Here is an 11,887-nt window from a genome sequence, read left to right as displayed (position 1 = left end):
GCATTCTGCCAGTAAAAGCCCTTTCAGGTCGAGCCACTAAAAAACCGTGATGCTGCCACCACGGTTTTGAAGTTACCTTACTTGTCAGAAATTGCCGCGATACCAGGCAACGTCTTTCCTTCCAGGTATTCCAGCGAAGCGCCACCACCGGTTGAGATGTGGGATAGCTTGTCAGCTACACCGAGTTGTTGTACGGCAGCAGTTGAGTCACCACCACCGACAATCGTCTTGGCGTCACTCAAAGTTCCTAAGAACTTACCGATTTCCAGCGTGCCTTCGGCGTAGTTGCTCATTTCAAAGACACCCATTGGGCCGTTCCAAACAACCGTCTTAGCGGTCTTTAAAACGTCTTCGAACGTCTTGATGGACTTTGGTCCGATATCTAAGGCCATGTAACCATCCGGCACATCGCCCTCGACCGTCTTGTGTGGCGCATCGTTATCGAACTTTTCAGCGACCACGGAGTCTTCTGGCAGAACCAACTTATCGCCGGCCTTATCCAAGATTTCCTTGGCTAAGTCGATCTTGTCCTTTTCAACTAAGGAGTTCCCAATCTTCATGCCCTTAGCGGCGTAGAAGGTGTAGGTCATTCCCCCACCGATCAAGACCTTGTCAGCCTTAGACAGCAGGTTGTCGATAACCCCGATCTTATCGGAAACCTTCGCACCACCTAAGATGGCAACGAATGGGTGTTCAGGGTTGTCCACGGCACCACCGATGAACTTGATTTCCTTTTCCATCAAGAAACCAGCAGCGGTTTGAGTCATGTTGGAAGCAATGCCGACGTTGGAAGCGTGGGAACGGTGAGCCGTACCGAACGCATCGTTGACGAAGACGTCACCCAACGAAGCCCAGTACTTCCCTAATTCAGGGTCGTTACCAGATTCACGCTTGACGTACTTGCCGTCCTTCACGTCTTCGTAACGGGTGTTTTCCATCACTAAGACGTCGCCGTCGTTTAAGCCATCGATGGCATCTTCGAGTTGCTTACCTTCCGTCGTTGGGACGAAAGTGACCGGCTTGTTCAATAAGTTGGACAAGCGTTCTGCAACTGGCCGCATGGACAAGCCGGGCTTGTCATCTTCGGTCTTAACCCGACCCAAGTGGGACAACAAGATAGCCTTGCCACCGTGTTCGACGACGTACTTGATGGTTGGTAATGCCGCAACGATTCGGTTATCGTTACCGATCACACCGTCTTTAATCGGGACGTTAAAGTCAACACGCATGAGGACTTTTTTGCCCTGTAACTCTAAATCAGAAACTGTTAATTTTGCCAATTTAGAAAATCCTCCTTCAATTTAGGACTTATAATGATTACTTTCACAATATACAGCACTTCCACCCGAATTTCAAAGGACTTCTTCTAATTCCGGGTGCCAAACAAAAATGCGGCGAGGAATACCCTCCCTCGTCGCATTCCTGCGGAACTTCTTCTGGCACGTGACCGTGTCAGTTAAGATTTAATTAAAGCGTTGCGAACTTCAATAAAGTACGAACCATGTTGCAAGTGAAGCCCCATTCGTTGTCGTACCAAGCAACCGTCTTAACTAATTGGGTGTCACCGGCAGTGGTGATTTCCGTTTGAGTTGGGTCAAAGACGGAACCATGAGGGTCGTCGATGATGTCAGTGGAAACAATTTCGTCAGCGTTGTAACCGAAAGCATCGTTGTTTTCAGTGTGCTTCTTCATTGCTTCGTTAACATCGTCAGCCGTAACCTTCTTGTCCAGAACGGCAACTAATTCAGTCAAGGAACCGTCAACAACACCAACCCGTTGGGCGTGGCCTTGTAACTTACCTTGTAAGTCAGGAACAACTAAGCCGATCGCCTTAGCAGCACCAGTAGAGTGAGGAATGGTGTTGATTGAGGCAGTCCGGTTGTTCCGCATCTTCTTGCCACGAGGGCCATCCAAAATCATTTGGGTAGAAGTGAAGGCGTGGATCGTAGTCATGGTACCAGCCTTGATACCGAAGTCCTTGTTCAAGAAGTAAGCCATTGGTGCCAAGCAGTTCGTGGTGCAAGAACCAGCGGAAACGATCTTGTCGTCTTCGCTCAAGACATCCAAGTTAACGCCTGGAACAACGGTCGTAACAGGACCAGCTGGTGCGGAGATCAGAACCCGCTTAGCGCCAGCATCAAGGTGCGCTTGGGACTTTTCTTTAGAAGTGTAGAAACCGGTACATTCGAGGACGTAGTCAACCCCATCGTTCTTAACCCAAGGAATGTCTTGAGCCTTTGGTTCAGCGTATACAGGGTATTCCTTGCCGTCAACGACGATGCCCTTTTCCGTTGATGAAACTTCACCAGGGAAACGGCCATGAGTTGAGTCATACTTCAATAAGTAAGCCAACATGGAAGGCGTCGTCAAATCGTTGATTGCGACAACTTCAATGTCAGATGATTGAAGTTCGTGAATCCGCTTGAAAGCCAACCGACCGATACGGCCGAAACCATTAATACCAATCTTTACAGTCATACTGTGATTTCCTCCTTCAGGAAGCAAACAAAGATAATTTTTTTAAAAAGCAGTACATACGAAGTGTATCACTTTTTTAAAACAAAGTCAGCAGCTCCTTGGTCGGTGATCAACCAAGTCTGAGCTGGCGCTAAATGCATGTACGCCTGGATAGCGGCCCCTTTCTCGGAGCCACCCGCTACGGCGATGACCAGCGGTTTGGCCGCCAAATCGGCAATGTCTAACCCGATAGGTGGAAATTTCCGAACGACGTGACCCGCCGCATCGAAGAAGTACCCGAAGGCCTCCCCCACGGCGTGTGCCGCGTTCAGATCTGCCACCACATCCGGTGCCATGTTTCGCCGTTTGGCCATGGCAGACGCTTCGCCAATCCCGTGGATCACCACGTTACTGTGCGCAATCAATTGCAACACGTCGTGGATAGCCGGTTCTGCAAATAACGACTTGTAAGTTGCGGTGTTCAATTGTTCCGGAACGTAGAGCGCCCGAAACTGCCCGTTCGTCCGTTGCGCCATCTGGGCGCTGACCGCGTTGGCCTGAATCTCAGGGGCTTCACCGATGCCCCCGCGCGCTGGCACGAACAACAATTGCCGTTGGGTGCTCAACGCCGGGGTCAGTCCTGCCGCCACCGCAGCCAAGGTATGACCACCCATGACGGCAATGGTGCTAGCACCTATCGGCAACTGGTCGGCTAAGACCCGCTTAGTGGCCTGGGCCAACCCTGTCAACGTCCCGCTAGGTAGCGAGCTGTCGCCCGGAACTAACGTACAGTGGGCAATCCCCAACTGCCGGGCTAGGGCCTGCTCCTGTTGATGGCGCCCCGCTAAGGTATCAATCACGGGGTGTAACCCCGCCACGACCCGTTGGCCTGCTGGCGTGATCTGCATCCCTTTGACCGTCATCTGGATAAAGCCCAGATTGGCCAAGGCATCGGTAGTCGCCCGCACGGTCCGTTCAGTACAGGCGAGATGGTAGGCTAAGGTGCGTCGGCCAACGGGTTGCAGTCGTTCGACAGCTTGAAGAACCCGGAAACGGGTCGTCAGTTTTGCGACCATCTGGGGAACAATTGCCTCGACCCATTGCCATTCGTCTTGCATCCAAACCTTACCTCCCAGTGGGACACTAATTGACCAGGGGGGCAAAAACGCGCCCACCCCACTCAAAAAAATAGCGGTCAACCTTTGCTAACCTAACTTACTGTGACATTATAAGCCCGCATCCCAGTAAATGGCAAGCCATTCCCCTTATAAATTTAGGCTTCCCGCGGACAAAATCACTCACAAAAAAAGGCACCGTCCCCCGACGGTGCCACCTGCTGATTTCCGATGCGCCCGGAGGGAATCGAACCCCCATTTCAAGAACCGGAATCTTACGTGCGATCCATTACACTACGGGCGCATAGTTGCTGTGCTCAACAACACTTAATTACTATAACTGATTCTGAATAAAAATACAAGGCTGTTTTTAAAATTCCACCTTTTAACCGTTTTCACCTCTATTTTACCACCTCGTTTTGCCACGCCAGCGCTCCTCATGCCAAGTTTTCCGTCACGAGCAGCACGTTTCCCCGGTCCAAGCCGCGTTTCCGCTTTCAGTAAAGCATGCTATAATGGCAACATTAGTAATGCTTGCAGAAGGAGCTTGCCACCATGTCACATCAAAAAACGTTCCGCCTAGTCATCGATGCCCTCTTAATGGCCATCGTCCTGTTACAGAATATTTTTCCATTCATTGGGTATATTCCCTTCGGTCCGTTCAGTATGACCCTGATTGGGTTGACCGTCATCGTGGCCGGGGTCGCACTTGGCCCCAAAGATGGCGCCTTAATCGGTGGCTTCTGGGGATTAATCACCTTCATTCGGGCTTTCACCTGGCCGTCTAGTCCAGTCGCCCCACTGGTCTTCGTCAACCCTTTCGTCTCGATTCTTCCCCGGCTTCTGATGGGGATTGGGGCCGGGTATCTCTACCGTTGGGGCCGTGACAAACAGACCTGGCGAATGCACCACTCCATGCGCTTAGCCGCCGCTGGAGCCGCCCTCATCAACAGTCTGTTAGTCCTCGGTCTGGTCTATTTCTTCTACCAAACACCAGCCGTGGCCCAAGCCTTTGGCGCTAAAGGTAACCAAACGCTAGGGTACGTCTTGATGGTCTCCTTACTCACCAACGCCGTGCCGGAACTGATTTTAGACGTTATCATAGCACCGGTGATTGCCGCTCCTCTGCGACTGCATTGGGACCGCATCAAGCCCACTAAATAAACCATTTACGATACTGACCCGGACGAGTACCGGGTCTTTTTGATTTTTACGCACAAAAAAATCGCAACCACCATGGATTGCGATCACGTGATGCGCCCGGAGGGAATCGAACCCCCATTTCAAGAACCGGAATCTTACGTGCGATCCATTACACTACGGGCGCATGGGTCATGTCCTTAACAGAACACTAACCACTATACTCGACCCTAGTTTGAATTACAAGGGCTAATTTTAATTTTTAAACGTAATAGATTACTAAGCCCGACAGTGAGAGATTTCCTTGAATCACCACGGTTGGGCCGTTGCCCGGAAGATGCTGCCCCTTCTCGTCGATATCGGCGAGATTATTCGCCAGGGCAAACTTCACTGGCCAATCTTTCGGGAGGTACAACTCGACCCCACTCAACGAGGCTGACACGTCAATCGTCGCTCCCGTTGGCGCTAAGCGCACATCAGTCAGATAGAGCTTGACGTTACCCAGCCGCGCGTCGATGCGGGCATGGGTGAAGTTTTGGGACTGCAGATAGCGGATACTACTGCTCATGTTGACCCGCACCGTGGTTTCGGCCTCGTCGGTGGTCATGCGCTCCGTCGTTGCCTGGCCATTCCAGTGATTGTTTTGATTCGACCGGTACGAGTAGAACTTAGTTTTAAAATAGTTGTGCGGGTTCAAAATCAAGGACAGCCCGATTGTCACCAACAACGCCACCCCCAGAATCGTCCAGGGCGCTAATGCCGTGATACCTAAGGGCTTAGCGAAAAGAATCGCCAAAAAGGCCAGCCCGAAAACTGTTCCACTGATTGTCCGGTGAGCCACGCTAAAAATCACAATCGCCAGCAGGAAGATCCCCGTTAAGAGTTGCCAAAATCCAAACTGAGCGGAAATCCACCCCAAGCGGCTGGCGACCAGTAAAACCGCTCCTAGTATGAAGAAACTCCCCCAAAACCATCGTCGTTTGGTTGTCATGTTACCGACCCCTTTCCTTCTAATGCCCGTTTCAACTCGCCGTAGTAGCGCCGGGACACGTATAACTGCTTTAGCGACCGTTGAAACGTCACTAAATTTCCAGTCAATGACTTACTCAGAGAGGCCACCTGGTGGAGGTTGAGCACCGCCGATTTCGACCCACGGTAAAAGTAACTGGGCAGTTGATCGGCGAGTTGATACAATGGGACCCGCGTGGCGTAAGTCTCTTGAGCGGTATGCACCATCACCCGGTGCCCCGTCGCCTCACAAAAGAGGATTGTGCCCACCGGAACCCGAACCAAGCTCCCCTGCCAGCGCACCGCTAATTGCTGCGTTGGGTCATCTAAGGCGGCCAATTGCCGTTTCAAGTCGGCGACAGCGGCCGTTTGCGCCTTAGGGACCCGTAACACGACTTCCGGTTCCGTTAACTGATCATCCTGTTCGAGTCGTACTTTCACGGTAGCACCTCCTCTCTGATTAATCTTAGTACACCACAGCCTCCGTCCAAAGTAAATCCTAAGCGCACCAGTGGTCGTATTAACGCCCTAACTGGTTCCCCACACGTGCTACCGTACCCAGACCATTTCTCAATAGAATACGTGACGTTTAGTCAAATTCTGGTATGATAGTCATAGTTAGATGGCACGGAGCAGTAGGGGAAGGCGTATCGTTTGACCTATACTGACCAATGCAGTAAACTAGCACCATGTTAGCAAACTGCTAGCCATACACGATTACTCAAAGGAGGCTTTCTTGTCATGAATTTAGTACCAACGGTTATTGAACAATCATCCCGTGGCGAACGGGCTTATGATATCTATTCACGACTTTTGAAAGACCGGATTATTATGCTTTCCGGTCCTGTCGAAGATGACATGGCAAACGCCATCATTGCGCAATTACTCTTCTTGGACGCCCAAGATTCCACGAAGGATATTTCCCTTTACATCAACTCACCTGGTGGCGTGGTTTCTTCCGGATTGGCAATTTACGATACGATGAACTTCATCCAATCCGACGTGCAAACCATCACGTTGGGGATGGCCGCTTCGATGGCCAGTGTTCTGGCCTCATCCGGGACTAAGGGTAAGCGGTTTGCTTTACCTCACGCCCAAGTTCTGATTCACCAACCTTCTGGTGGTGCTCAGGGTCAACAAACCGAAATTGAGATTGCGGCGAAGGAAATCCTGAAGACCCGGAAGTTGATCAACCAGATTTTGGCGGACAACTCGGGACAATCAATCGAACGAATCAACAAAGATACCGAACGGGACAACTACTTAAGTGCCCAGGAGGCCGTTGATTACGGGTTGATTGATCACATCATGACCAACAGCTCCGAACAAAAGAAGTAAGCTCAAATCCTTGCGACAAAAACGTTCTCGCCTTGCGACGGGAACGTTTTTTTGTGCTTGTTTTTCGTGATTAGTTTTTAAACGAGTGAATCGGGGCCGGAATATGCCCCCCACGAGCAATCAAGGCCGTGGATTGACTCGGGTTGACCGGCATGACCGGCGCGCGGCCAAATAAGCCCCCGAATTCGACTTCGTCACCGACCGTCTTGCCGGGGGCCGGGATGACCCGGACCGCGGTGGTCTTGTTGTTGATCATTCCGATAGCGGCCTCGTCGGCAATCATGCCACTAATGCTGGCTGCACTGGTGTCACCAGGAATCGCAATCATGTCTAGCCCGACTGAGCAAACCGCCGTCATGGCTTCCAATTTTTCTAAACCGAGGCGACCCGCGCGAACGGCGCGAATCATTTCGGCGTCTTCCGAGACCGGGATAAAGGCCCCGGACAGGCCACCAACGTGTTCACAGGCCATCACGCCACCCTTTTTGACCGCGTCGTTCAATAACGCTAAGGCGGCCGTAGTGCCCGGGGCGCCTACGCTGTCCAGGCCAATCTCCTCGAGGATCTCAGCAACCGAATCCCCTTCATTGGGCGTCGGGGCTAGTGATAGGTCCACGATACCAAACGGCACGCCTAAGCGTTGCGCCGCAATCGTTCCCACGAATTGGCCCATCCGGGTGACCTTGAAGGCCGTCTTCTTAATCTGTTCAGAAACCACGTCAATGCTTTGGCCACGGACCTGTTCGAGCGCCCGTTTGACCACGCCCGGGCCACTAATACCCACGTTGATGACTCGGTCGGCTTCCCCAACGCCGTGGAAGGCCCCGGCCATGAAGGGATTATCCTCCACGGCATTGGCAAAGACCACCAGGCTCATACAGTTGACCGGGTCGATGGCCGCCGTTTGCTTCACGATGTGGCCCAGTTCACCGACCGCATCGAGGTTGATGCCGGCTTTGGTGGACCCGATATTGACCGAACTGCAGACCCGGCTGGTCTCGGCTAAAGCTTGGGGGATCGAGGCAATCAACTTGCGGTCCCCGCTTTGATAACCCTTTTGGACCAGCGCCGAAAACCCACCAATCAAGTCTACGCCCAAAGCTTCTGCGGCTCGTTCCATGGTCTGTGCGTAAGCCACGTAATCTGCATCCCCACTGGCCGCAGCAATCAGGGCTATCGGCGTGACCGCGATACGCTTGTTGATGATGGGCACACCGTATTCCGTTTGAATCTGTTCGGCGACCTTGACCAGGTCTTGCGCACTGCGGGTAATCTTGTCGTAGATTTTCCGCCGGGCTTTAGCCCCATCACTATCGATGCAATCAAACAGCGAGATGCCCATGGTCACAGTCCGGATATCTAAGTTTTCTTCGTCTATCATTTGAATCGTTTCGAGAATTGAGCGACTTTCCATGGGAACCCCCTATACTTTCTGAATGGCATCAAAGAGCGACTCCCGTTGCATCCGGATTGTCAGCTGCTTTTGCTGTCCTAATGTTTCTAACGCCTGCTTCACGGCCGTAAAGCTCAGGACCTGTTCGTCCCATTCTCCCAGTAACATCATGGTGAAGTTCTGGTCCATGATGGTCTGTGACACATCGACAATGTTGATGTGTTTCTGGGCTAGCGTGGTCGCCACTTCGGCAATGATTCCCACGTGGTCTTGGCCAATCACCGTAATAATTGCTCGCATCTTATTTGCCTCCAATTGAACTCATTATTTTCTCATAATAGCATGTCCCACCCGTAAATGCATCCATTTTATCAAATCACCACACGCCCAATGACTAGACCCCGACACAAAAAGCGCTCCGCCACTAAGGAACGGAACGCTTCTTGATCGTTAAGCCGTGGCTTCCCCCTCACGGAGGTGCTTGGCATAATCATTGATTTTACGTAACCGGTGATTGATTCCCGACTTCGAAATCGGGCCTCCGGGCACCAGGTCGCCCAGTTCCTTCAAACTGACTTCCTGGTGTGCTAAACGGGTCTCCGCCACCTCACGCAGCTTGGTCGGTAATTGTCCCAAGCCCACCGTGGCCTCGATATACTGAATGTTATCGATTTGCCGGGTCGAAGCGGTCGCCACCTTATCCAGGTTGGCGTTTTCGCAGTTGACCAGCCGGTTGACCGAGTTACGCATGTCGCGCATGATGCGGACATCCTCGAATTTCAGCATGGCCGTCGTAGCACCAATCAAAGACAAGAAGTCAGCGATGTGTTCGGCCCCTTTTAAATAGGTGATGTAGCCACTACGCCGTTCGATTGAGCGGGCGTGCAAGTTATACTGGTTCATCATCCGCGCAATCATCTGGTTATGTTCTTCATACAAAGAGTAGATCTCCAGGTGATAACGACTGGTTTCCGGGTTGTTGACCGAGCCGCCCGCTAAAAAGGCGCCCCGGAGATACGAGCGCATCTGCAGGTCCGACTTTAAAATGCTCGCGGGCACGGCTTCGGACAATTGGGACCCGTCAAAGATGCCCAGGTCCGATAAGACGTCGGTCACACCACTCTTCACCCGGACGATGTAAAGGTTATTCTTCTTGAGCTTCATCTTACGCCGCACTAGCAATTCACTTTCCAAATCGTAGAACTGCTTCAACAGTTGGTACATTCGCCGCGCGATGGCGGGATTTTCCGTCTGGACGTTCAACACGAAATGATGATTGGCTAACCCTAAGGTCCCATTCATCCGAATCAAAGCCACCAGTTCTGCCTTGGCGTTGTCCCGGTGGACTTCTAACGTGGTGAGTTCTTTTTTGACTTCACTGGCATAGGACATGGTTAAGACCCCCGATTCATGCGATAAGTGGGTTGACCAATCAGGTTCAACAGTTCGTGGACGACTTCCTTACCGTTATGGAACGCACCGTTATCGCGTAATTCGAGAAAGTCCGTCGAGATGACCCGGCAGCCCTGGTTACGCAAGCCTTGAAAATCATGCTTGACGGGTTGCGAGATTTCATCCCACCGTTGGTAATCGATGTAGCGGTCCGGCACCTTTCGGGTGTTGACCAAAACGGTATCGATAAAGTTCGCGTGTAAGTGGCGGTTCAAGACCCGCACGTGGTCGGCGTCGGTGAAATTTTCTGTTTCACCTTTTTGGGTCATGATGTTACAGATGTACACCACTTCAGCCGGACTGGTGCGCACGGCATTACCCACGCTACTAATCATTAAGTTCGGTAAAATACTGGTAAATAAACTCCCGGGCCCCAACACGATTTGGTCGGCGGACATAATCGCGTCGATCACCGGTTGAACCGCTTGGGGTTGCTGGTGGTGGTCACTGGTCTCGACCCACACCCGTTTAATCAGCTTATGTGCGGCGGTGATCTCGGACTCACCACTTAACGTGCTACCGTCCGAAAACTGGGCGTGCAACTCTAAGGGCTCGTTAGCGGCCGGATAGATGTGCCCGTTGACCCGCATCAACTGGGACAACTCTTGAACAGCATCAAAAATTCCGCCCTTCATCTCTGAGAGGGCTGCAATAATCAGGTTCCCGATGGCGTGGCCCGCAAAAAAGTCGTCGGTCGTTTCAAACCGATATTGGAACAGGTCCTTGTAAATCGAGGGGACCTCAGCCAAAGCGACCATCACGTTACGGATGTCACCCGGCGGCACCACGTTGACGTAGTGGCGAATAATGCCGGATGAGCCCCCGTCATCAGCGACGGTCACGACCGCCGTAATATCGACGTTTTGGTCACGCAGATTCCGTAAAATGACCGGTAATCCGGTACCCCCACCGATCACGACAATTTTGGGCCGGTGCGTATGCATTGGATCTATCATGAGCGGTTAGCGGACTCCTTTCGTTTCTCAATGTCGCGGTGGGTCACATGGACGGGATATTCATCCCCCAAGGCCTGGCCCAGTCGTTCAGCTAACGCGACTGACCGATGTTGGCCTCCCGTACACCCAATGGCGACAGTAAGATTTGATTTGCCTTCTTTTTTATATCCCGGCATGATCGACTGTAATAAGCCCAAGAAGCGTTGGTAGAAAGCTTCGGTCTGGGGCTGTTTCATCACGTAGTCGTACACCGGTTGGTCCAATCCCGTCTGGTCCCGTAGTTCGGGTAAATAATACGGGTTGGGCAAGAACCGGACGTCCATCACGATATCGGCATCAATTGGTAACCCATACTTAAAGCCAAAAGACATCAATTCGACGTGGAACGTTTGGGTAGTTTCCGTTTCATAGTTATGGAAGATTTCCTCCCGCAACTTCCGGGGGGCAATCTCAGTGGTATCAATCACTAGTTGGGCAGCTTGACGAATCGGCGCCAGTAACCGGCGCTCACGCTGAATGCCTTCCATCACCCGACCATTACGGGCCAACGGGTGGGAGCGTCGGGTTTCCTTATACCGGGACACCAATTCCTCGTCGGAGGCGTCCAAAAACAGCACCTGCGCCTGCATCGTGCCGTGAATAGCGACGTCGTTCAACATCCGGACAATCTCATCGTAGAAGGCCCGGGAACGCAAATCAATGACCAAAGCAATCTTATTCAACTTGCCAGATTCGCGTACCAGGTCCCAAAACTTTGGCAATAACGATGGCGGTAAATTATCGATACAGAAGTAGCCCAAATCCTCGAAACTTTGCATGGCAACGGTCTTACCGGCACCACTCATGCCCGTAATAATCACCAAATGAACCTGTTCTGTCATAGTTGTCACCTTCCTTGTGGTCAAAAAACATCTTAGAGCAGTATAACACACCGGGCGTGTCTTTCCCAATGATTCCCAAAAAACGCCGGCTAGTCCACCGCCAATGCGTAGGCGACACCCCCCTTCCTTAAGCTTTACTAAAGGGTT

The 11,887-nt window shown here is 51.9% G+C and carries 12 protein-coding genes and 2 tRNA genes; 2 read left to right on the top strand and 12 right to left on the bottom strand.

Going from position 1 to position 11,887, the window contains the following annotated elements; all coding sequences use genetic code 11:
• Positions 1-77 precede the first annotated feature (77 nt).
• The 4 genes from H3M12_RS06505 to H3M12_RS06490 all read right to left on the bottom strand — a co-directional run bounded on the left by H3M12_RS06505 (position 78) and on the right by H3M12_RS06490 (position 3,876).
• Positions 78-1,280, bottom strand: a complete 1,203-nt coding sequence (locus tag H3M12_RS06505) for a phosphoglycerate kinase (RefSeq protein ID WP_129031131.1) — start codon at positions 1,278-1,280, stop codon at positions 78-80.
• A 187-nt stretch (positions 1,281-1,467) separates the two neighbouring features.
• Positions 1,468-2,478, bottom strand: a complete 1,011-nt coding sequence (gap, locus tag H3M12_RS06500) for a type I glyceraldehyde-3-phosphate dehydrogenase (protein ID WP_129031132.1) — start codon at positions 2,476-2,478, stop codon at positions 1,468-1,470.
• 68 nt (positions 2,479-2,546) lie between these two features.
• Positions 2,547-3,575, bottom strand: coding sequence for a sugar-binding transcriptional regulator (locus tag H3M12_RS06495; RefSeq protein WP_182150526.1), 1,029 nt, complete (start codon positions 3,573-3,575; stop codon positions 2,547-2,549).
• Positions 3,576-3,804: 229 nt separating this feature from the next.
• Positions 3,805-3,876, bottom strand: a tRNA-Arg gene (locus H3M12_RS06490).
• A 251-nt stretch (positions 3,877-4,127) separates the two neighbouring features.
• On the opposite strand from H3M12_RS06490, the gene H3M12_RS06485 reads away from it, so the two are divergent.
• On the top strand, positions 4,128-4,736 hold the full coding sequence (locus H3M12_RS06485) for an ECF transporter S component (RefSeq protein ID WP_129031134.1): 609 nt from the start codon (positions 4,128-4,130) through the stop codon (positions 4,734-4,736).
• A 91-nt stretch (positions 4,737-4,827) separates the two neighbouring features.
• On the opposite strand, the gene H3M12_RS06480 is transcribed toward H3M12_RS06485, so the two are convergent.
• The 3 genes from H3M12_RS06480 to H3M12_RS06470 all read right to left on the bottom strand — a co-directional run bounded on the left by H3M12_RS06480 (position 4,828) and on the right by H3M12_RS06470 (position 6,161).
• Positions 4,828-4,899: transfer RNA gene (locus H3M12_RS06480), tRNA-Arg, on the bottom strand.
• Positions 4,900-4,974: 75 nt separating this feature from the next.
• Positions 4,975-5,703: a LiaF transmembrane domain-containing protein gene (locus H3M12_RS06475; RefSeq protein WP_129031135.1), complete on the bottom strand. Its 729-nt coding sequence runs from the start codon at positions 5,701-5,703 to the stop codon at positions 4,975-4,977.
• Positions 5,700-6,161: a LytTR family DNA-binding domain-containing protein gene (locus tag H3M12_RS06470; protein ID WP_129031136.1), complete on the bottom strand. Its 462-nt coding sequence runs from the start codon at positions 6,159-6,161 to the stop codon at positions 5,700-5,702. The genes H3M12_RS06475 and H3M12_RS06470 overlap by 4 nt, the downstream gene beginning before the upstream one ends.
• A 300-nt stretch (positions 6,162-6,461) precedes the next feature.
• Here H3M12_RS06470 and clpP point away from each other — a divergent pair, with 300 nt between their 5' ends.
• Entirely contained in the window at positions 6,462-7,058 is a 597-nt protein-coding gene (clpP, locus tag H3M12_RS06465; RefSeq protein ID WP_129031137.1) for an ATP-dependent Clp endopeptidase proteolytic subunit ClpP, read from the top strand.
• A gap of 70 nt (positions 7,059-7,128) precedes the next feature.
• On the opposite strand, the gene H3M12_RS06460 is transcribed toward clpP, so the two are convergent.
• The 5 genes from H3M12_RS06460 to rapZ all read right to left on the bottom strand — a co-directional run bounded on the left by H3M12_RS06460 (position 7,129) and on the right by rapZ (position 11,740).
• A complete protein-coding gene (locus H3M12_RS06460) occupies positions 7,129-8,472 on the bottom strand; it encodes a PFL family protein (RefSeq protein WP_182150525.1) in 1,344 nt (447 codons plus the stop codon).
• Between the two features lie 9 nt (positions 8,473-8,481).
• Positions 8,482-8,751: an ACT domain-containing protein gene (locus H3M12_RS06455; protein ID WP_129031139.1), complete on the bottom strand. Its 270-nt coding sequence runs from the start codon at positions 8,749-8,751 to the stop codon at positions 8,482-8,484.
• Between the two features lie 150 nt (positions 8,752-8,901).
• Positions 8,902-9,843, bottom strand: coding sequence for a DNA-binding protein WhiA (gene whiA, locus H3M12_RS06450; RefSeq protein WP_129031140.1), 942 nt, complete (start codon positions 9,841-9,843; stop codon positions 8,902-8,904).
• 2 nt (positions 9,844-9,845) lie between these two features.
• Positions 9,846-10,859 (bottom strand): gluconeogenesis factor YvcK family protein, encoded by a 1,014-nt coding sequence (locus H3M12_RS06445; protein ID WP_129031141.1) that lies wholly within the window; start codon positions 10,857-10,859, stop codon positions 9,846-9,848.
• A complete protein-coding gene (gene rapZ, locus H3M12_RS06440; RefSeq protein ID WP_129031142.1) occupies positions 10,856-11,740 on the bottom strand; it encodes an RNase adapter RapZ in 885 nt (294 codons plus the stop codon). The genes H3M12_RS06445 and rapZ overlap by 4 nt, the downstream gene beginning before the upstream one ends.
• Positions 11,741-11,887: the final 147 nt, after the last annotated feature.

Source organism: Levilactobacillus suantsaii (assembly GCF_014069315.1).
GTDB classification, from domain to species: Bacteria; Bacillota; Bacilli; order Lactobacillales; family Lactobacillaceae; genus Levilactobacillus; species Levilactobacillus suantsaii.
Note: the sequence above shows the minus strand (reverse complement) of the source record. Positions and strands in the feature narration are given on the sequence as shown.